General features: G+C 55.2%; 19 protein-coding genes and 1 riboswitch. Of the genes, 11 read left to right on the top strand and 8 right to left on the bottom strand.

Going from position 1 to position 20,127, the window contains the following annotated elements; genetic code table 11:
• The first annotated feature begins 71 nt into the window (after positions 1 to 71).
• Positions 72 to 224: riboswitch (FMN riboswitch) on the top strand.
• Positions 225 to 348: 124 nt separating this feature from the next.
• The 6 genes from ribD (at position 349) to G7K71_RS20135 (ending at position 5,249) form a co-directional block, all read left to right on the top strand.
• Positions 349 to 1,440 (top strand): bifunctional diaminohydroxyphosphoribosylaminopyrimidine deaminase/5-amino-6-(5-phosphoribosylamino)uracil reductase RibD, encoded by a 1,092-nt coding sequence (gene ribD, locus G7K71_RS01470; RefSeq protein WP_243174629.1) that lies wholly within the window; start codon positions 349 to 351, stop codon positions 1,438 to 1,440.
• Entirely contained in the window at positions 1,440 to 2,105 is a 666-nt protein-coding gene (locus tag G7K71_RS01465; RefSeq protein ID WP_013822343.1) for a riboflavin synthase, read from the top strand. Before ribD ends, G7K71_RS01465 begins: the two co-directional genes overlap by 1 nt.
• A gap of 16 nt (positions 2,106 to 2,121) precedes the next feature.
• Positions 2,122 to 3,339 (top strand): bifunctional 3,4-dihydroxy-2-butanone-4-phosphate synthase/GTP cyclohydrolase II, encoded by a 1,218-nt coding sequence (locus G7K71_RS01460; protein WP_072870644.1) that lies wholly within the window; start codon positions 2,122 to 2,124, stop codon positions 3,337 to 3,339.
• A gap of 379 nt (positions 3,340 to 3,718) precedes the next feature.
• A complete protein-coding gene (gene ribE / locus G7K71_RS01455) occupies positions 3,719 to 4,186 on the top strand; it encodes a 6,7-dimethyl-8-ribityllumazine synthase (RefSeq protein WP_013822345.1) in 468 nt (155 codons plus the stop codon).
• Positions 4,187 to 4,204: 18 nt separating this feature from the next.
• Complete coding sequence (locus G7K71_RS01450) at positions 4,205 to 4,885, top strand: hypothetical protein (RefSeq protein WP_395858238.1); 681 nt, start codon at positions 4,205 to 4,207, stop codon at positions 4,883 to 4,885.
• Positions 4,767 to 5,249 (top strand): hypothetical protein, encoded by a 483-nt coding sequence (locus G7K71_RS20135; RefSeq protein ID WP_395858237.1) that lies wholly within the window; start codon positions 4,767 to 4,769, stop codon positions 5,247 to 5,249. Before G7K71_RS01450 ends, G7K71_RS20135 begins: the two co-directional genes overlap by 119 nt.
• Positions 5,250 to 5,297: 48 nt before the next feature.
• On the opposite strand, the gene rpmB is transcribed toward G7K71_RS20135, so the two are convergent.
• Positions 5,298 to 5,489: a 50S ribosomal protein L28 gene (rpmB, locus tag G7K71_RS01445; RefSeq protein ID WP_013822347.1), complete on the bottom strand. Its 192-nt coding sequence runs from the start codon at positions 5,487 to 5,489 to the stop codon at positions 5,298 to 5,300.
• Positions 5,490 to 5,699: 210 nt separating this feature from the next.
• Here rpmB and recG point away from each other — a divergent pair, with 210 nt between their 5' ends.
• Together recG and G7K71_RS01435 are read left to right on the top strand one after the other, a co-directional pair.
• A complete protein-coding gene (recG, locus tag G7K71_RS01440; RefSeq protein ID WP_013822348.1) occupies positions 5,700 to 7,772 on the top strand; it encodes an ATP-dependent DNA helicase RecG in 2,073 nt (690 codons plus the stop codon).
• Between the two features lie 217 nt (positions 7,773 to 7,989).
• Positions 7,990 to 8,247, top strand: a complete 258-nt coding sequence (locus G7K71_RS01435; RefSeq protein WP_013822349.1) for an alpha/beta-type small acid-soluble spore protein — start codon at positions 7,990 to 7,992, stop codon at positions 8,245 to 8,247.
• Between the two features lie 177 nt (positions 8,248 to 8,424).
• Here the strand turns inward: G7K71_RS01435 and gpr are convergent, their stop codons facing one another.
• Positions 8,425 to 9,399: a GPR endopeptidase gene (gene gpr / locus G7K71_RS01430; RefSeq protein WP_166342961.1), complete on the bottom strand. Its 975-nt coding sequence runs from the start codon at positions 9,397 to 9,399 to the stop codon at positions 8,425 to 8,427.
• Positions 9,400 to 9,514: 115 nt separating this feature from the next.
• Between gpr and rsmD the strand changes: the two genes are divergently transcribed.
• From rsmD to G7K71_RS01415, 3 genes are read left to right on the top strand one after another with little or no spacing between them, the layout of a single operon-like run.
• The gene (gene rsmD, locus G7K71_RS01425) at positions 9,515 to 10,123 is read left to right on the top strand and encodes a 16S rRNA (guanine(966)-N(2))-methyltransferase RsmD (RefSeq protein WP_313884920.1); all 609 of its coding nucleotides are present in this window, start codon (positions 9,515 to 9,517) and stop codon (positions 10,121 to 10,123) included.
• 4 nt (positions 10,124 to 10,127) lie between these two features.
• Positions 10,128 to 10,631, top strand: a complete 504-nt coding sequence (coaD, locus tag G7K71_RS01420; protein WP_013822352.1) for a pantetheine-phosphate adenylyltransferase — start codon at positions 10,128 to 10,130, stop codon at positions 10,629 to 10,631.
• 2 nt (positions 10,632 to 10,633) lie between these two features.
• Complete coding sequence (locus tag G7K71_RS01415) at positions 10,634 to 11,116, top strand: ATPase (protein ID WP_166342958.1); 483 nt, start codon at positions 10,634 to 10,636, stop codon at positions 11,114 to 11,116.
• Here G7K71_RS01415 and G7K71_RS01410 read toward each other — a convergent pair.
• From G7K71_RS01410 to G7K71_RS01385, 6 genes are all read right to left on the bottom strand, one after another.
• Positions 11,113 to 12,165, bottom strand: a complete 1,053-nt coding sequence (locus G7K71_RS01410; protein ID WP_166342957.1) for a phosphotransacetylase family protein — start codon at positions 12,163 to 12,165, stop codon at positions 11,113 to 11,115. The two genes, G7K71_RS01415 and G7K71_RS01410, sit on opposite strands and share 4 nt — an antisense overlap.
• 10 nt (positions 12,166 to 12,175) lie before the next feature.
• The gene (gene acs, locus G7K71_RS01405; protein ID WP_013822355.1) at positions 12,176 to 14,278 is read right to left on the bottom strand and encodes an acetate--CoA ligase alpha subunit; all 2,103 of its coding nucleotides are present in this window, start codon (positions 14,276 to 14,278) and stop codon (positions 12,176 to 12,178) included.
• 149 nt (positions 14,279 to 14,427) lie between these two features.
• Complete coding sequence (otsB, locus tag G7K71_RS01400) at positions 14,428 to 15,204, bottom strand: trehalose-phosphatase (RefSeq protein ID WP_166342955.1); 777 nt, start codon at positions 15,202 to 15,204, stop codon at positions 14,428 to 14,430.
• A 20-nt stretch (positions 15,205 to 15,224) separates the two neighbouring features.
• Positions 15,225 to 16,688 (bottom strand): trehalose-6-phosphate synthase, encoded by a 1,464-nt coding sequence (locus G7K71_RS01395; RefSeq protein WP_166342953.1) that lies wholly within the window; start codon positions 16,686 to 16,688, stop codon positions 15,225 to 15,227.
• Between the two features lie 16 nt (positions 16,689 to 16,704).
• Positions 16,705 to 18,885, bottom strand: coding sequence for an amylo-alpha-1,6-glucosidase (locus G7K71_RS19995; protein WP_166342952.1), 2,181 nt, complete (start codon positions 18,883 to 18,885; stop codon positions 16,705 to 16,707).
• Positions 18,886 to 18,896: 11 nt separating this feature from the next.
• On the bottom strand, positions 18,897 to 20,102 hold the full coding sequence (locus tag G7K71_RS01385) for a glycosyltransferase family 4 protein (protein ID WP_013822359.1): 1,206 nt from the start codon (positions 20,100 to 20,102) through the stop codon (positions 18,897 to 18,899).
• Between the last annotated feature and the right edge of the window lie 25 nt (positions 20,103 to 20,127).

Here is a 20,127-nt window from a genome sequence, read left to right as displayed (position 1 = left end):
ACCTCAGGCGGCGCCAATATTGACACCGGTCGTGAACGGGCCTATAATAACCTTAGTGGTTCTAAAAATTAAAGAGCCTTCGGGGACGGGTGGAATTCCCTACCGGCGGTATGGAAGTTGTGACCTTCCGAGCCCGCGAGCCCTGCACTCAGGTGGTTGATGGCAGGGTTGATCTGGTGAGAAGCCAGGGCCGACAGTAAAAGTCTGGATGGGAGAAGGCGTGAAGGCACTGCTTTTACAAAAGAAGCAGGACCATGCCCCATTATGCCCATTAGCCCTGAAGGTTGCTCGCCAAATCGGGGCTTTTTCTATTTTGTTTTGCAGGTGAGGGCGTTGGACGAATACTACATGCAAATGGCTTTGGACCTGGCCCGGCGGGCCCTGGGCAGAACCAGCCCCAATCCCATGGTGGGGGCGGTGCTGGTAAAAGATGGCCAGGTAATTGGCCGGGGCTACCATGCCCGGGCCGGCACTCCCCATGCCGAGATTCACGCGTTAAATGAAGCCGGGGAACAAGCTGCGGGAGCCACCCTTTATGTTACCCTGGAACCGTGTTGCCACCGGGGACGCACAGGTCCCTGCACCGAGGCGATTCTGGATGCCGGCGTCAAGCGGGTGGTGGCTGCCATGACCGATCCCAATCCCCTCGTTGCCGGACGGGGGTTGGAGCGGTTGCGCCAAGCCGGGGTTGAGGTGACCGTAGGAGTGATGGAGGAAGAGGCGCGGAAATTAAATGAAGTTTTTGTAAAGTATATCACTACCCGTAGACCCTTCGTGGTTTTAAAGGCGGCTATGAGCCTGGACGGTAAAATAGCCACCCGTACCGGGGAATCCCGCTGGATTACCGGCCCCCGGGCCCGGCTGGCCGTACACCGCCTCCGGGATCGTTATGACGCCATCCTGGTTGGTGTAAATACAGTGCTGAAGGACAACCCTTCCCTGACCACCCGTATTCCGGGTGAGAATGGTAAGGACCCGGTGCGGATCATTGTAGACAGCCTGGCCCGTACTCCTCCAGACGCCAGGGTGATTACCCAGCAATCTCCGGCACCAACCATTGTCGCTGTGACGGAAAGGGCGCCCGTACAAAACCTGCGCCGGCTGGAGGAAGCCGGGGCGCAGGTACTGGTGGTACCCGGTCCTGGACTCCGGGTGGATCTCGAGGTTTTAATGAAGGAACTGGCCCGCCGGGAGATAACCAGCGTGCTGGTGGAGGGGGGCGGCGAAATTCACGCCTCTTTCCTGAAATCCCGCCTGGTAGATAAAGTGGTCTGGTTTATTTCCCCCCTAATTATTGGTGGACGCCAGGCGCCCGGGCCTGTGGGCGGGGAAGGGCCGGCCCGGCTGGCCGAAGCAGTGCGATTGAAAGATGTTTCCTTAACCCGTTACGGGGGGGACTTCTGTGTGGAGGGGTATGTGGATGGCGGGGGTGAAGATTGATGTTTACCGGACTGGTAGAGGAAATAGGCATTTTACGCCGTATAACCCGGGGAAAGGATTCCGCCCGGTTGACCATAGAGGCCTCCAAAATTGTCGACGACCTGCAGTTAGGTGACAGTGTGGCCGTGAACGGTGTATGCCTGACAGTGGTGGCCTTTAACCGTTCTTCCTTTACGGCTGACGTGATGGCCGAAACCCTGGCCAAAACCAATCTAGGCCATTTAGAGCCAGGAGACCGGGTCAACCTGGAACGGGCTTTGCGCCTGGGGGATCGCCTGGGTGGTCACCTGGTTACGGGGCATATTGACGGCGTGGGCCAGATTTTACGCCGCCAGGAACATGATATAGCTATTTTGCTCACCATTGGCGCTGCACCTGAAGTGCTGCGTTATGTAGTGAAAAAGGGTTCGGTGGCTGTTGACGGTACCAGTTTGACGGTGGTGGAGGTGGGTGAAGGGGATTTTTTAGTGTCCCTGATTCCCCACACCGCCCGTCACACTATCCTGGGCAGTAAAAATACAGGGGACCTGGTGAACCTGGAAGCGGATATTATCGGGAAGTATGTAGAAAGATTCCTGGCTCTGCCCGGCCCGGATCGGGATCAACGCAAAAAATCAGGCATTTCGCTGGATTTTCTTGCTGAGCATGGCTATATATCAAAGTAGACGGGAGTGAATGGACATGGAATTTCGTTTCAACACCGTAGAAGAAGCCATCGAGGATATTCGCCAGGGCAAAATGGTGGTGGTTGTGGATGATGAGGACCGGGAAAATGAAGGGGATGTGATCATGGCGGCAGAAAAGGTCACTCCTGAGGCGGTTAACTTTATGGCTACCCATGCCCGGGGGTTGATCTGCATGCCCATAACCAATGAGCGGGCGGATGAACTGGATCTGCCCCTTATGGTCACCCATAATACCGATAAACACGGTACCGCTTTTACCGTGTCCGTGGATCATAAAGATACCAGTACGGGTATTTCTGCCTACGAGCGGGCACAGACCATCAAAGCCATTTTAGATCCGGCTACCCGCCCCGAAGATCTGCGCCGCCCGGGACATATTTTCCCCCTGCGTGCCCGGGAGGGAGGGGTGCTGCGCCGGGCCGGACATACCGAGGCAGCGGTAGATCTGGCCCGTCTGGCCGGCCTGTACCCGGCAGGGGTAATTTGCGAGGTTATGAAGGAAGATGGGACCATGGCCCGGGTACCGGAGTTAATGGCCTTTTGCCGGCAACACGGTCTAAAAATCATTACCATTGCCGATTTAATCAAGTACCGGCGGCGGACGGAAAAACTGGTGCGCCGGGTGGATTCTGCCCATCTGCCCACTAAATATGGTGATTTTACTGCCGTGGCTTATGAGAGCCTGCTGGATGGCAAGGGCCATCTTGCCCTGGTTAAAGGGGATTTAAGCCAGGTGGAGGCCCCCCTGGTGCGGGTCCATTCCGAGTGCCTGACCGGCGATGTCTTGGGTTCCACCCGCTGCGATTGCGGTGATCAGCTTGCCCGGGCCATGCAAATGATCGCCAAAGAAGGAGTCGGGGTGCTCCTCTACATGCGGCAGGAAGGCCGGGGTATTGGCCTTTTAAACAAAATCCGTGCTTACAAGCTGCAGGATCAGGGGAAGGATACGGTGGAAGCCAACGAGGCTTTAGGCTTTCCACCCGATTTGCGGGATTACGGTATTGGGGCTCAAATCCTGGCTGATCTGGGGCTCAAGAAAATTCGTTTGCTCACCAACAACCCCCGGAAAATTGCCGGTTTGGAGGGTTACGGCCTGGAAGTGGTGGCCCGGATACCCATTGAGGTATGTCCCAGCAAATACAACCGGTTTTACCTGGCGACGAAAAGAAAGAAACTGGGCCACCTGCTCAATATCGCCGATGAGGTAAGCTAAAATGAGAGTGTCCCAAAGGGTGGCTATTGGTCGGGCGACCGCCGCCCTGACAGGTCACGCAACAGTATGTAAAAAGGAGTAAATGTTCAGTAAAACCGCTCTCTCAACTACAAGGGCGCGGTGTTGTCTAGAGCGAGCGATTTTGCGGAGCGCCGGTAACAGCACCCGGCAACCCAGCACTCACCGGGCAAAAATGCTCATTCCAAGGCTAATGCAAAAGGCAGTAGAAAATTTGGCCTTCGCAGTATAGCTTATTAAGTGAGTGCTGGGCGGCCCGAAGCAAGCCGCGGTGCGCATCTTACGCGGAGCATATGAGTGGGCTGGACAACGCCGTGCCTTAAAGTGGGCTGACTGAACGCTTATAGAAAGGAGAAACAAAATGCCTAAGGTATACGAAGGACATCTGGTTGGTCAGGGGTTGCGCTTTGGTCTGGTGGTGGGTCGTTTTAACGAGTTTATTACCAACAAGCTGTTGACGGGGGCACTGGATGCCCTGCACCGGCATGGTGTTGCCGATCAGGATATTGAGATTGCGTGGGTGCCCGGAGCCTTTGAAATTCCCGTGGTGGCCCGGCGCATGGTGGCTATGCAGCGCTTTGATGCGGTAATTTGCCTGGGAGCGGTGATCCGTGGGGCCACGCCCCATTTCGATTATGTGGCTGCCGAGGTGGCCAAGGGCGTGGCCAAAGTGGGGCTGGATACCGGTGTGCCGACAATTTTTGGCATCATCACTGCCGACACCCTGGAGCAGGCCATTGAGCGAGCGGGAACCAAGGCTGGCAACAAGGGTTGGGATGCGGCGGTAGGGGCCATTGAAATGGCCAATCTCATGCGCAGCCTTGGCTAGGGAAAGGGGGCCACACCGGTGCGGGCGGCACATACAGTCCAGAACTTAAAAGAAGTGGCTGATTTTCGTGTTACACCCCATAATCGTCTTTTCTCAGCCGACGGTCAGGAAATCCTTGCGGGCTGGACCACGGACATTTACTTTATCAAAACCAGGGAAATCCTGCGGGCCATGGGGCTTGCCGGGACAGAAGTGGTGGCCGAAGTTTTTGCCGGCAAAAGGGGTGTGCTGGCCGGAGTACCGGAGGTAAAAAATCTTTTGGCCGGAACGGGGGTTGAAGTTTGGGCCTTACCCGAGGGGGAATGGTTTGGGGAAAAGGAAGTTGTTCTGCGTATCCACGGCCCCTACGACCGGTTTGGTATTTATGAAACGGCCATACTGGGTATTCTGGCCAGTTCCAGCGGCTGGGCTACGGCAGCCAGGCAGTGTAAGGAAGCCGCGGGCAACAAGCGGGTGATTTGCTTTGGTGCCCGTCACGTTCACCCGGCAGTGGCGCCGGTTATGGAAAGGGCGGCGGTGGTGGGGGGGAGCCGACGGTGCCAGCTGTATTTTAGGGGCCAAACTGGCCGGTCAGGAGCCCGTGGGCACCTTGCCCCACGCTGTCATGCTCATTGTGGGAGACACCCTGGAGGTAGCCCTGGCCTACCAGCGGACCATGCCTGCAGGTACGCCGGTGATTGTGCTGGTGGATACCTTTAAGGATGAGGCCGAAGAAGCGATGCGGGTTGCCCAGGCCCTGGGGAAAGATCTGGCGGCCATCAGGCTGGATACCCCCAGCGAGCGGGGAGGGGTTACTCCCGCTCTGGTCCGGGAAGTGCGTGCCCGGTTGGATCAGGCGGGATACAAGCACGTGGAGATTGTGGTCAGCGGCGGTTTAACCCCCGAGCGGATCCAGTTGCTGGACCAGGCGGGGGCGGATGCCTTCGGGGTGGGCAGCTACATATCCGGTGCTTCACCAATAGACATGACCATGGATTTGAAAGAAGTCAACGGGAAGCCCGTTGCCAAGCGGGGGCGCATACCCGGCATTACCCCAAATCCCCGTTTGCAGAGGATCCTTTAAACATCGACCTTCTCCACAAAATAAAAAACGGCTTGACAGCCGCTTTTTTTAGATAGCCCTTTGCACCTTGCCGCTACGCAGGCAGCGGGTGCACACCAGGATCCTTCTGGGAGTACCGTTGACCAGAGCCCTTACCCGCTGTAAGTTGGGTTGCCAGGTTCTTTTGGTCCGGATGTGGGAGTGGCTTACCTGCATCCCAACCACCACACCTTTACCGCAAACAGCACATTTCCTGGCCAATAGAGCCACCTCCTTTTGCAAGACCACTCTTTACATTCTAGCAAAAATACCACTGCCGTGCAAGGTGGAACGGGTGAAGGTGTCCCAGATTTTTCTCATAGAATTCCCGGGCTTGCCGTGGCGGAAAGGAACGCCGCCCGGCGGGGAAGGTAGGGGCCTGTCCCGGCGGCAGGGGTTGAAAAGGGGGTAAAACCTTTCAAGGCAAACCCAATGGTTGAAGTTGATTTTGAGCAGTATCCCGTACAATATTTGAAAATGGTGGGACCACGCCGTTTTGCCCTGCTGAAGAGATTGGGGATCAGGACGGTAAAAGATTTGCTTTACCACTTTCCCCGGGAATACCAGGAACGCACGGTAAAGCCGTCTTATGCCTGTGCCCATGGGGAACAGGTTACCCTGCAGGGAAGGGTTGTGGGAGTCACCGAGTTAAGCCCCAGATCCGGATTATGGATCACAAGGGTAAAAGTGCAGGAACCGACGGGGCACTTTTTTGCCGTCTGGTTTAACCAGCGCTACATAAAAAAACTGTTTACTGCCGGCAGCCGAGTACAGGTTACGGGAAAAATTGAACGTCGCTTTGGAGAAATTCAGCTGCTGGTTGCCGATTATGAATTGTTGGAGGGCGAGGAGCCCGTACCACAGGAGGGTATAGTGCCTATTTATCCCCTTACGGAACAATTGACCCAGCGTCTCATGCGGTCCTTGATGCGCCTTGCCCTGGACGAGTGGACGCCCCGCATCAACGATTTCCTCCCCCCGGGGGTGCGGCAGAAATTTTTCCTGCCCGAGCTTCCCAGCGCCCTGTGCCAGATCCATTTTCCGGCTACCGAGAAAGAGGCCATCAGGGCGAGAAAACGCTTTATTTTTGAGGAGCTGTTTTTGCTCCAGCTGGTCCTGGCCTTAAGGCGCAGGCAAATTACCCGGAAGTTAAAACCGCACCGTTATCATGACCACGAAGACCTGGTGGGAAGATTTCTTTCCAGTTTGCCCTTTACCTTAACTCCCGGTCAGCAGCGGGCCTGGGAAGAAATCAAAGCCGACATGGATGCTCCCTGGCCCATGAACCGGTTGTTGCAGGGAGACGTGGGGGCGGGCAAAACTGTGGTCAGCACCCTGGCCCTACTCCGGGCCGTGGGTAGCGGACTGCAGGGAGCGCTAATGGTACCCACAGAAATCCTGGCTGAACAGCATCACCTTACTCTCTCCCGGAGCCTGGCTTCCCTGGGAATAAAAGTTGGCCTGCTTTCAGGGAGCATGAGAAAGAAGGAGAGGGAGAGACTGTTAGCCGGTCTCGCCTGCGGGGAGATACCCCTGGTGGTGGGTACTCATGCTTTAATTCAAGAAAAAGTGCAGTTTAAATCACTGGCCCTGGTGGTTATTGACGAGCAGCACCGTTTTGGGGTGCGCCAGAGGGCCATTTTACAATATAAAGGACACTGTCCGGACGTGCTAGTCATGACGGCGACACCCATTCCCCGTACCTTGGCCCTTACCCTCTACGGGGATCTGGAGGTAAGCACTATTTCCGAACTGCCTCCCGGGCGGCGGCCGGTACAAACTTATGCTTTTCCTTCTTCTCGTCTGCCTGATGTTTATGGCCTGGTGCGGCGGGAAGTGGAAAAGGGACACCAGGCTTATGTGGTTTGCCCCCTGGTGGAGGAATCAGAAAAACTTGATGTCCGGGCTGCCGTAGAATTGATGGAGGAACTTTCCCGGGGCCCTCTGGCCGGATGCCGGCTGGGTTTGCTCCACGGCCGCTTGAAACCGGCGGAAAAAGAGGATGTGATGGAAGCCTTTCGCACGGGCCAAATCCAGGTACTGGTAACGACCAGCGTGGTGGAAGTTGGTGTGGATGTACCCAACGCCACGGTAATGGTGATCCTGGACGCCGAGCGTTTCGGGCTGGCCCAGTTACACCAGTTGCGGGGGCGGGTGGGGCGGGGGAAAGCACAATCCTACTGTGTTCTGGTTTCCGACAGCACCACCGAAGAAGCCCGCTACAGGTTGCAGGCGATGACCTCCACCACCGACGGCTTTGTCCTGGCGGAGAAAGACTTACAGTTAAGGGGGCCGGGGGAACTTACGGGCACCAGGCAATCGGGGCTGCCTGAGTTTAAAATAGCCGACCTGGTCCGGGACTGGCGCGCTCTGCAGCTTGCCCGGCAGGAAGCGGTAGCTTTAATAAAAAAAGATCCCGAGTTAAAAGCGCCAGAACACCGCCTCCTGGCCCGGGAGTTGCGCTTAAGGTTTGGCGGGAAGGCGGGATACCTGGATATCGGTTAAAATGCCAAAATAAAAGCCCGCAGGGGCTTTTTTTCTTCCAAAAAAATATTAAAATCAGTCCAGGAAAGCCAAACCAAGACAGAACAAGGCAAAGCCCTTTTCCTAAAACCTTATGCTAAGGGGGCTGTAGCATTATGCCGGGGTAAAATGTTCTAGACATAATCAATTGCAGCAGGGCCATAATAAGAATAGCCTAAAGGCAAGGAGGTGACTATAGATGGCGTTAGGGCAAAAGCGGAATAAGTTGATTCTTCCCCAGGCCGCCGCGGCTATGGAACAGTTCAAGTGGGAAACTGCTGCCGAGCTGGGCGTCCAGGTTCCCCAGAGCGGTTACATGGGTGACCTGCCTTCCCGGGTGAACGGGGCCATTGGCGGTAACATGGTCCGCAAGATGATCGCCGCCTACGAGCAAAGCCTGGCCAACGGTACCCAGCCTCCGACTCCTCAAGTAACCAACGCTCGCACCACTCCTTAACGGAGGTTAAGGTATGAGCTCTTTGGGTACACAAGGTCTGGTGCGGTGTACCGGTTGTTTATACAGTTCCCTTTCGGGGGGTCCCAACTAACGGTAAAGCCGAGAATCCGGCTCCCTGTTGGTTGGGCCCCCGGCAGGGACTGCCCAACCCCAGGAACTTTGGTCGATTTTTAATTTTTAATGTAGATAATAGCTGTAGTCGTCCTCAGTTAAACCCGGGTGCAGAGCCAGGGAAACAGCTCCGGCAATAACTTTAGCCGTAGTAGCAATTAACGCGTCTATTTCCTTGGGAGTTACCGTCAGGTTGCCGCCGAAAGGTTCTAAAACCTTTTCAATGGCCCGCCGGGCCAGGGCAGGGTTAAACCCTGCATTTACAGGCGTGGTTTGCACCTGTTCCAAATAGGCATTAATGGTATCCTGGCTGATGACGGCAGCATGTACCACAGTGGGCACCCCGATGGCGATTACAGGCACACCCATGCTTTCCTGGTTGATTCCGGCCCGGCGGTTGCCAATGCCTGAACCGGGACTGATCCCCGTATCGGCTATTTGAATGGTGGTGCAAATACGGGTTACACTGCGAGCCGCCAGGGAATCTATGGCGATAATCAACTCCGGACGGATTTTTTCTACTACCCCTTTTATTATTTCCGCCGTTTCTATACCCGTTAACCCCAGCACTCCCGGGGCCAGGGCACTGACGGAACGCATCCCGCCCTTTAACTCCTGGGGGGCGTAATTATACAGGTGCCTGGTTACAAGACTCATCTCAATAACCTTTGGGCCCAAAGCATCCGGGGTTGCGCGCCAGTTACCTAGACCGACCAGTAAGATATTCCCATACTCCGGAATATGGGCCACAAATCTTTCCAGTTGCCGGGCGAGAATCTGGCTTACTTCATGATGGGCGGCCGGGTGATTTTCCCTCAGCACGGGAGCTTCGATGGTAATATATGTACCCACGGGTTTACCCATGATGGTTTCGGCGGCCTTCTCGACAATATGTACAATGGTTACTTCCCCATGTTCAAACCTTTCCCGATCCACCTGCACACCGGGGATTTCCTGTCCCGTTTCCCCCCGCACAATTTCCCGGGCTTCCAGCGCTAAATCAAGGTTGATTCCGAAAGAACGAAAAAGATCAAAAGGCACACCGTCGGCCCCCCTTTCATTAAAATCCCTCCAAGTTTCACCTATATATTGTCCGTCTTGAGGAGGATTATACACTACATATTTTGCCTGATCGATTTTTCTGGTATAATGTGCTATAATATGTGCGTCAAGATACAGACAGGAAAGGATATCAAAAATCTTGCGAGTAATTGCCGGTATTGCCAAAAAAAGCCGCTTAAAAATTCCCCGGGGATGGAGCGGGCGACCCACTGCCGACCGGGTTAAAGAATCCCTGTTTAATATCCTGGGTCCGCGGATTCCCGGCTCTCACTTCCTGGATCTTTACGCCGGTACAGGCAACGTGGGGATCGAAGCCTTGAGCCGTGGTGCCGCCCGGGTAGTATTTGTGGAGCGGGATAAAAGGGCAGTCAAAATCATCCGGGATAACCTTGTTCATGTGGGTTTGGCTGAAAGGGCTGAGGTGCTGGCGCAAGACGTTTTCCTGGGTTTGAGGCAACTGAGCGGACAGCAGTTTGATGTGGTTTTCCTGGACCCACCCTATGGACAAGGCCTGGAGCTGCCCACTCTGGAGGCCATTGATCGTCATGGGCTGCCTGCTCGCGGCGGCATTGTAGTGGCCGAAAGCAGCAAGCGGCAGGCACTTCCCGGTCAGGTGGGGCGGCTGGTGCAATACCGGCAACATCAAGTGGGAGATACTATGCTTTCATTTTACCAGCCCGGCATTGCCGGAGAGGAGGATTAAATCTTTGCGCATCGCGGTTTACCCGGGCAGTTTCGACCCGATAACCAATGGACATCTTGATGTAATTGAGCGGGCAGCCTGTTTATTTGATCAGCTGGTTGTGGCGGTGTCCCGCAATACCAGCAAAAAGCCGCTCTTTACCGTTAGTGAAAGGTTGGAAATGTTGCGGGAGGTATTGCAGCCCTATTATAACGTGGTGGTAGATTCCTTTGATGGGCTGACGGTGAATTACGCGAAAAACCTGGGTGCCCAGGCAATTATCCGGGGCCTGCGGGCCATTTCAGACTTTGAAAACGAGTTTATGATGGCCCTGACCAACAAAAAACTGGTTCCTTCAATAGATACGCTGTTCCTCATGACCAGGGCGGAATATTCCTTCATCAGTTCCAGTGCCGTAAAGGAAGTAGCTTACTTCGGGGGTTGTGTGCGTGACCTGGTACCCCCCGTAGTAGAACAAAAGTTGCGGGAAAAATTTATGTCCCTTCAACAACCGGGTAGGGAGGGGTAGGAGTGGAGCTATTCCATATTTTAAATGAGATGGAGGAGATGATTGAAAATAGTCCCCGGATACCCATGACCAGGCGGGTGATGGTGGACGAGGATCGCCTGCTGGATTACCTGGACCGTATTCGCACCACTCTGCCCGAGGAATTGCGCCAGGCACGCTGGCTCCTCCAGGAACGGGAAAAGGTACTGGCCGACACCCGCAAGGAGGCGGGGCGTCTTTTGGAGGATGCCCAGAAACAGCTGGAAAAACGGGCGGAAGAAAGTGAAGTGGTGAAAAAAGCCCAGGCCATGGCGGACGAAATTGTCCACAAGGCGGAACAGGTGGCCAGGGAAATCAAACAGGGTGCACGGGAATATGCCGATGAGATTCTGGGTGGGCTGGAAGAGGAGCTGGACAAGATCATGACCCAGATTCGCAACGGACGCGCTGAATTAAGAGGAGTTAAGGTTAGTGACGTTGTTAATTCCCGGGCGACCCAGGGCTAATCCGCCAGGGCCTGAAGTATGGCGGGAAAATTGCAGTATTTTTCTATGTTTTCCCGGGCCAGGGCAATGCGTTTGCGGTCCCGGGGGCGGATACGCCGGCTAATCTCCGCCAGCTTTTCAATAGTGGTAAAGGTGTCGTAATGCACCAGAATAAGCGGCACGTTTTTTTCTGCTGCCCGGGCAATAACCTTTACGTCCGGATATAAACCACCGGTGAGGATTAACACTGACGTGCTGGTTTCCAGGGCCGCCAGGGCCAGGTCGGCCCGGTCACCCCCGGTAATTACCGCTTTATTTGGGGCCCGCCGCAAATAACCCAGGGCGCTTTCAATAGTCATGGCACCAACAATCACATCCTCTACCAACCGGTCCATATTTTCCTCACCGGCCAGGATTTCCCCGCCCAGTGTTTCGTAAAATTCCGTCACCGTGGGCGAAGATATTTCTGGACGCTGGGGAATGATACCCAGGGTACGGTATCCCCGTTCGGTAAGGATGGACTTATAAATCCCTTCTGTTTTGGCCAGCAACGGGCGGGGGACGTTGTTAAAAACATTCCCCAGCATCTTGATACCCTGATTTGCCAGGTAGCTGTTGATGAAAATGGCTTCATCCAGACTGAAATCATTTTCAATGCGGATCGTGAACAAAACCAGGGCTTCAAACTTTTTGGCCAGGGTGACGGCATCCAGGCCCCAGCATCCCATGATATGGGGGAAGGCGGCTCCCCCGATAAGCACCACGTCCGCCCCGGTACTGACCTGCCGGTAGCAGGACAGGATCCGTTCTAATGCCTCGCATTGCCGGTAGCCCGACAGATAGGACGGGCCGGCGATAAAGGGTGCGATTACATCCAGGGGTTGTTTTAAATCTAACACCTCCTGCATGAGCCGTGCGTCCTCGTCATTCTGTTCCCTTACACCGGTGGGATGGCCCACCGGCTTAAAATAGGCTACCTTGTATCCATGCTGGACCAGTTTTAGGGCCAGGCCCACCGCCATGGCTGTTTTTCCACTGCCCGCCGTACCCATGATATAAAGGTTTTTCACCGCTTACACCTCACGATATGGTGATTTTTACATCCAGGGCAAAGGCCCCGTCCGGATAGGCAAAAACCGGGTTGATATCCATTTCCCCAATTTCGGGAAAATCAAGCACCAACCTGGCAGTCCGGGCAATCATTTCCACGATTGCCCCGAGATCCTTTGGCTTTTCGCCGCGGTAACCCCGTAACAACGTGTAAGCCCTGGTTTCGGTAAGCATTTGCTGGATTTCCTGCCTGGTCAGACCGTGGGCCAGGCGGAAGGAGACATCTTTTAAAAGGTTGACGTAAATTCCTCCCAGTCCAAAGGCTATTAAAGGGCCGAACTGTACGTCCCGGGTCATGCCAATGATTAATTCCGTTCCCTGGAGCATCATTTTTTGAATCTCAATACCGTAGATAACCGCTTTGGGCAGGAAGCGCTGGACGTTTTCGGTAATCTCAATAAACGCTTTTTTTACTTCCTGGGGAGTTTCCACCCCTATTTTTACTCCCCCGATGTCGGTTTTGTGTAAAATTTGGGGGGAGGCCACCTTCATGACCACCGGGAAGCCAATTTCCTGTGCCCTGGCCGCTGCTTCATGGGGACTGGTGGCCAGGACAATGGGGGCCACGGCAATCCCGTAGCAACCGGCCACCCGGCTGGCTTCACTGCCGAGAAGAGTTAACCGGCCTTCCTGGCGTACTTTTTGTAAGATTTCCTTAACCGGCTCGGGCTGGATATCACCCAGCTCGAGCTCCTTTTCTTTTTCCGGCAATTCCCTGGCCCGGGCGTAGCGCACCATCCCGCTCAAGGCTCTGACCGCCGGTTCGGGAAAGGTGAAACAGGGTATGCCTTCTTCTGCCAGGAGCTTAGCTCCTCCCGCCAGGGTTTTTCCGCCCATATAGGCAGCAAGTACCGGCTTATCCGGGTAAATGCGGTGAGTTTCAATGATGGCCCGGGCGGTTTGTTCCGGTTCCGTGACTGCCGTGGGGCAGACCAGCACCACCGCGCTGTCCACACTTTGATCAGCGAGCACCTTTTCCAGGGCAAAGCGATAGCGGTTTTCGCCGGCGTCACCTAGGACGTCTACCGGATTGTAAATGGCCGCTTCCCGCGGCAGGTTGGCCCTTAACTCCTGGGTGGTTTCCTTGCTGAAGCGGGCCATGGTCAGTTCGCTCATTTCGATGCTGTCCGTGGTTACAATGCCAGGTCCGCCGGCATTGGTGACCACCGCCACCCGGTTTCCTTTGGGCACGGGCTGGTGGGCAAAGGCAACGGCCAAATCAAAAAGCTCGGCCATGCTCCGGGCGCGGATGACTCCACTTTGCCGGAAAGCCGTCTCATAGGCCAGGTCGCTGCCGGCAAGGGCTCCGGTATGGGAGGAGGCAGCCTGGGCCCCGGCCTGGCTGGCACCGCTTTTGAGGATGATCACCGGCTTTTTGCGGCTGGCCGCCCTGGCCACCTGTAAAAACTGCTGGCCCCGGGCCACGTCCTCGATGTAGCAGAGAATAACCCGGGTGTTGGGGTCGTTGGCCGCGTCGGCTATAAAATCCGCTTCATTAAGATCGGCCTTATTTCCCAGGCTGACAACCCGGGAAAAGCCCAGCCCGGTGGCCAGACTCCAGTCCAAAATGGCCACCAGCATGGCCCCACTCTGGGAAATGAAAGCGATGTTCCCCTGCTTCGGAAAAACGGCAGAAAAGGAGGCGTTTATGGGTACGTGGGTATCCATCATACCAACGCAGTTGGGCCCTAAAAGGCCCATGCCGTAACTGCGGCAAATGCGGGTGAGTTCCATTTCCAGAATTAGTCCTTCCTTGCCCACTTCCTTAAATCCCGCCGAGATTACCACCAGATTTTTGGCCCCCGTAAGGCCGCATTCCTGTGCTACGGCGATAACCCGGTTAGCCGGAACGGCGACCACCACCAGGTCCATCCTTTCCCCGATGGCGCTTAAATTGGGATAACAGCAAAGCCCTTCTATTTCTTCCTCTTTGGGATTGACGGGATAAATCCTGCCCGGGTAACCGCAGGCGATCATATTTTTCACCAACACGTTGCCAATTTTACCAGGTTTTTTGGAAGCACCGATAATGGCTACCGTTTGGGGGCGAAAAAAAGCATGCAGGTCCGCCAACTTTCTCACCTACTTTGAACCTGGTGTCGGTTGTGCTTATCATGTCCGGTAAGGGGATAAAGCATACCCTTGGCGGCCTGCATTTGTCTAATGTGCAGCAACTTATTGTAATGCTCAAGTTGTCTTTAGGGAGCTAAAAATAACCCTCCTCATAGAGCAAGCAGGAGCAGCATCTTATACACCTCCCGGGGTGAGGGCAGGCGGGCGGTTGCCGCACTGGGACGGGGCTGGGAACTAACCAGGATGCCGCAGCCCTCCCTGAGAGCCATAAATGCATCCTCATCGGTACGGTCATCTCCGATGTAAACCGGCAGCGCCCCGGCATATTTCCGGCAAAGGTACTGCACCGCTTTGCCTTTGCTTACTCCCCGGGGGCGTATCTCCAGCACCTTTTTCCCCGGCAAGAGCTCCAGCCGGTTTTTGCCCATGATGGGGGCTGCTCTTTCGATAAAACTATCCAGCACCTGCCGGGCCAGCTCAGGATCCGCCTGGCGATAATGTAAGGCCAGTGAGATGCCTTTATTTTCCACTAAAAAGCCCCTGCTGTTGGCCACACATTCCCTGGCTACCCTTTCCAGGCTTGAAATGTTTTCTTCCAGCTTGCGATTCTCGAACAGGCGGTATGTTTTGCCCCCGGTTTCCTGTATTTCCGCCCCGTGGGAACCAGCCAGGTGCAGGCCGGTCAGGGGGAGTAATTTTTGTAGTTCGGCCAGTTTACGACCGCTGATCACCGCTACCACTCGACCGGGGGAAAGGGATAATTTTTGCAGAATAGCCAGAAGTTCCGGGTCCGGCCGGGCCAGATCCGGGGTGGGGGCAATGGGCACCAGGGTGCCGTCGTAATCCAGCATGAGCAGCAACCGGGATGCCGCGGCCATCCATGCAGCCAGATTTTCCGGGGTTGCCAGGGGCGGTTCCTTGTACACCAGGGAACCTGGCCTCCCGGTTACAGGTTGGCCGCGTTGGTGGTTGCCGGGGTGAGGCCGGAACCCAGGCTTTTAACCAGTTTCAAGTTGCTCTGCCACCACCAGCGTACATCCCGGCTTTTCACAATGCGGCGTAAAGATTCCAGGCGGCTTTTTTGTTCCTGGAAAGGCATCTCCAGGGCCATTTTGATTTTGGCTGCCAGGTGGGCCGGTTCAAAGGGATTGGCCAGCAGTGCTCCGTGAAGTTCCTGGGCCGCCCCGGCAAAGGGGCTTAAAATTAGCACTCCCTTGCCGTCAATGCGCGAAGCCACGAATTCCTTGGCCACCAGATTAAGGCCGTCCCTTAAGGCCGTCACCAGTAGCACGTCGGCAGCCAGGTAATGGGCTACCAGCTCTGCCTGGTCCAGGGATTGATAACGGTAGCGCACCGGTACGGCTCCGTACATCTGGTCGTACCGTCCGTTGATTTCGCCTACAATCCGTTCCACTTCCCGCTTTAAGGATCCGTATTCGCCAATACCATTGCGGCTGGGTACGGCAATTTGTAGTAGGGTGACCCTTCCGCGGTATGCAGGGTACTTTTCCAAAAGGTAGGCCATGGCTCTTATCCGCTCGGGAATTCCTTTGGTATAGTCCATGCGATCTATGCCCAAAAGTACCTTTTCCGCAGCCAGGGACTTGCGTATTTCCTCCGCCCGGGCCCGCACGGCGGGATCGGCAGCCAGCTGTTCAAAGCGGTGGTAGTTGATACCTACCGGCAGAGCCTGTACCAAAATGCGGCGGTTACGCAGGCGAATCAGACCCTGTTCCGGGTAAATCCTGGCCGGATAATAGCACGCAACGGTGTCCAGGAAATTTTGCGCGTATCGGCTGGTATGGAAGGCGATCAGGTCACTGCCTAAAAGGCCATAGATAATCTGGCGCCCCCAGGGGAGGATCTGAAAAAGGTCCGCCGGGGGAAAGGGAATGTGCCAGAAGAAGGCAATGGCAGCCCCGGGTGATCTGTGCCGCAAAAGCTGTGGTACCAGGGCAAGATGAAAATCGTGTATCCAGTAGATCTCCTTTTTTGCTTCCAGGGTAATACGGGCGAACTTCTGGTTAACCCGGCGGTAGGCATCCCAGTAAGCCCTTTCAAAGGAACAACGTTCGGGCAGCTGGTGGCACAGGGGCCAGAGACAAGCGTTACAGAAACCGTGGTAGTAGTTTTCATGTTCTTCAGGGGAGAGAAAAACCTCCTGGATGTGATAGCGTGGCTCTGCCGGTGGGATGCCCAGCTTAACACCGCGGTCTTTACCCGTATGATCAATGCGCCCGCACCAGGAGATCCAGGTTCCCCCGTGGGCGGTCAGAACCGGTTCTACAGCCGAAGCTAATCCTCCAACGGTGCGTCTGGTAATCAATTGATCGTGATCCTTCTGGAAGGTATAGGCTCCACGGTTGGAAATTACAACCACCTGTGAGGGGGTACGTCCATAGCCGTACACAACTTCCACCTCCTTTTTAATTTTCAATGATCACGCGGGTGTTACCCGTAGCTCGTAGTACTCCGCAATAGGCTTTACCCTGTTTACGGGTAAATTCCAGATCTACCGTGCCGCAACCCGTGGTAAGGTTACAGATCTGGATTTCCTGGACCCAGGGAGGCAGCTGGGGAGCGCTCACCCGCACCTCGTTGCCCCAGCAGGAGATGCCCAGCATGGTGCGTATGAGCAGGGGCATGGTCCCTACGGCCCAGGCCTGGGGGTCACAGGCGGTGGGGTAATGTACGGGCCCGCCGTCCCTGCGCCTGGTAAAACCACAAAAGACTTCCGGCAACCGGTGATAGGGGAAGGACATGGCCGCCTCAAAAAGGCCGCTGACCACTTTTTCCAGCAGGTCAAACTGGCGGTAGCAACGCAATCCGTAGGCAATGATGGCGTTGTCATGGGGCCAGACCGAACCGTTATGATAACTCATGGGGTTATACGGTCCCATGGATTTGCTCATGGTGCGAATACCCCATCCGGAATACATGTCGCTGGCCAACAGCCGCCTAGCCACGGCTACGGCAAGCTCTTCGGGTAGAATGCCGGTAAACAGGCAGTGGCCCGGGTTAGAGACAATGGTTTTAACCTGTTTCTTGTCACCATCCAGGGCAAAGGCCAGGTACTCCTCATCTTCCATCCAGAAAGCTTCTAAAAACTTGCGTTGCAGGACCAGGGCTTCCTGTTCGAGCTCACAGGCCCAGTCGTTCTTTCCCAGTACCCGGCCCATTTCAGCGGCCCGCTTTAAAGCCAGGTAATAATAGGCCTGTACTTCTACCAGGGCAATGGGAGCCGTGGGCAGGCTGCCCCGGGGATCAATAACCCCGTCCCAGGAATCTTTCCAGCCCTGGTTTGTCAGCCCTGCGGGGGAACGGACGGCATATTCAATAAATCCGTCGCCGTCCCTATCCCCATATTTCCGGCACCATTCCACGGCTGCAAAAAGGTTCGGAGCAAGATCGAGGACCAGCTGTTTGTTTCCAGTCCAGCGGTAGGTTTCGGAAAGCAGGATGATGAACCAGGGAGTGGCGTCCACGCTGCCGTAATAGGGAGTATGGGGGATTTCCCCGCAGGCGGCCAATTCTCCCCGGCGAAGTTCGTGGGGTATTTTCCCGGGTTCTTCATCCCGCCAGGGGTTATCCTCTTTCCCCTGCAGGCGGGCCAGGAAGTACAGGCTATCCCGGGCAATGTCGGGGTTGACAATTAAAGCCTGCCAGGAAGTAATCAGGGCGTCCCGCCCAAAGGGGGCCGCATACCAGGGTATGCCGGCCTGCACAATGGTGCCCAGATCGGGATAGCGTGTGCACAGGGCGCACAGGTCGGTTACGTTGCGCCGGAGCATGTTGCTCAAAAAGACATTATCGCTTTTAAACTGGGTACATTGCTCTTTCCACTTTTCGTAGAGGGAAGAGGTTTTGCGTACTGCCCCGCTGAATCCCGCAGCAACCGTTCCACTTCCGCCGGTGCTGGCAGGATCGGGCTTGTTGCCGATAAAAGGTTTCACCTGCATATAGAGGTAAACCTTGCGTCCGGGGGGCAGGGTGAGGGAGAACCGGGCGGTGGCCAGGTTTTTTTCTTCGTTTACCTCCACGCTGTCGGGATAAGGGGAAAAGGAGACACTGGTATAGCGGCACAGATCATCCCTTCCCCGGTACCCAAAGAGAACTCCCTCCCGAGTAGACACCGGGGTGAAAATTTCCCCCTTTTGCTTGCGGATAAAGCCCCGGACCTCAAAAATATCCCGGAAATCGGCCCCCAGGGTGAACTGGAGGGTAATCATTACGGGCATGGGGTTGAAATTTATAAGCCGTAACCGTTGGAACAGGGCGTTATCCAGGACCCGCAGGGTGCGGATGTGAATGGTGCTTGCCGGAATCACATGATTACCCCGGTCCAGCGCCGGGTTGGTAAGTTCGAATTGGGCAAAGTGGCTGTCCTTAATGGAAGAGGAAAGGAATAGAAGATTTCCTTCCGTTAGCCCCATTTCCAGACAGCTCAGATAGCGGGTGTCCCGGTAATAGAGCCCAAAGCCTGCATTATGCTCATGGTACACTTCTCCCTCGGGTCCGCAGATGAAAAAAAGTTCTCCTTCTTTTAGCACTTCCTGGGAAAAGGACGTACGGATGGCTAACCCTGGTATGTGGGTGATGTCAAGCACTGCATTACCTCCTAGGCAATTTGTTTTTGCTTACGCAGGTAAGAGGCCAGTGCTTTACCGTAAACCTGGAGTGTACGGGCGGTCATGACTTCGCGGGTAAAGTTTTTTTCCACCATTTGCCGTCCTGTTTCACCCATTTGCCGGGCTTTCTGGGGGTTAGCCAGCAAATGGCAGCACCTTTCAGCTAAAGCCTCGTGATCGTGCATCGGTACCACGTAGCCGTTGATATCATCCTGGATTACCTCGGGCATACCACCGGCCCGGCTGACTATCATGGGGCGACCTGTGGCCAGGGATTCCAGCATGGCCAGGCCGAAGGGTTCCTCAAAGCAGGAGGGGTAGATACAAATTTCGGCGGCCTGGTACATCAACGGTATTTCATCCCAGGAGAAGAACTGGATAAAAACATCCCCTTCCAGCTCCAGTTCCGTAATCAGCCGTTTGATCCTGGATACGTGCTCGTGTTGCTTGCTGCCCCAGTCCACGGTTTTTTCCGTACCGGCCAGCACCAGCAGGGCATCCGGGAATTGTTCCTTGACAAGCTTGAAGGCCTTGATGCTTATATGGCAGCCCTTATCGTAACTCATGCGTGCCGGGTGGAAGATTACCCTTTTGCCTTTTAGTTCTGGATAAGTTTCCCACGCCTTTTGTAGATCCTCTTTGGTAGGCGGTCTAAATCTTTCCAGATCGATGCCGTGGTGTACCACGGTAATCCTGTCTTCCGGAAAACCGGCTTTAACCAGTTCTTTCTTGATGTAATGGCTCACCGCAATTACCGCATCCCATTCGGCGGCATGACAGCACATTTCTTCCCAGACGGAGTCGGACCAGACGTTATGGGCCGTTAGTACCAGGGGGATTCCCCCGCGCTTCTTTGCTTCCAGCAGAGCCTCAAGATGGGCCGGACTGAAGTAATGCATATTATGGGCGTGGATAATGTCAGGGTGAACTTGCTGGATAAAATCGCCAATCAACCGGCGAATATCGTTTTTTCTGTCCATGATTTGTTTTGCATCCAGGCTGTTCAGGTCCATTAGCCTGCGGCGTAAGATCCTTAATCCCCGCCAGGTGTAATCCACCTCTCCTTCCAGGGTGGACCCGGTGAGAAGGCTTACATGGCAACCGTAGCGGGCAAGCTCTGGACACAGCATGGCCAGATGGCTTTCCACCCCGCCGATAATCGGGGGAAAAGCCCAGTGTAACATAGCAATTCTCACGCTGACACCTCCCGAAGAAATAGTA

Origin of the sequence: Desulfofundulus sp. TPOSR (assembly GCF_011393055.1) — a bacterium.
Lineage (GTDB): Bacteria > Bacillota > Desulfotomaculia > Desulfotomaculales > Desulfovirgulaceae > Desulfofundulus > Desulfofundulus kuznetsovii.
This window is presented reverse-complemented; position numbering and strand designations above follow the sequence as displayed.

Coding starts and splice junctions, on each gene's coding strand:
- G7K71_RS01460 (WP_072870644.1), top strand. CDS start 2,122: ATGGAATTTCGTTTCAACACCGTAGAAGAAGCCATCGAGGATATTCGC.
- G7K71_RS01435 (WP_013822349.1), top strand. CDS start 7,990: ATGGCGTTAGGGCAAAAGCGGAATAAGTTGATTCTTCCCCAGGCCGCC.
- recG (WP_013822348.1), top strand. CDS start 5,700: ATGGTTGAAGTTGATTTTGAGCAGTATCCCGTACAATATTTGAAAATG.
- G7K71_RS01465 (WP_013822343.1), top strand. CDS start 1,440: ATGTTTACCGGACTGGTAGAGGAAATAGGCATTTTACGCCGTATAACC.
- ribE (WP_013822345.1), top strand. CDS start 3,719: ATGCCTAAGGTATACGAAGGACATCTGGTTGGTCAGGGGTTGCGCTTT.
- ribD (WP_243174629.1), top strand. CDS start 349: ATGCAAATGGCTTTGGACCTGGCCCGGCGGGCCCTGGGCAGAACCAGC.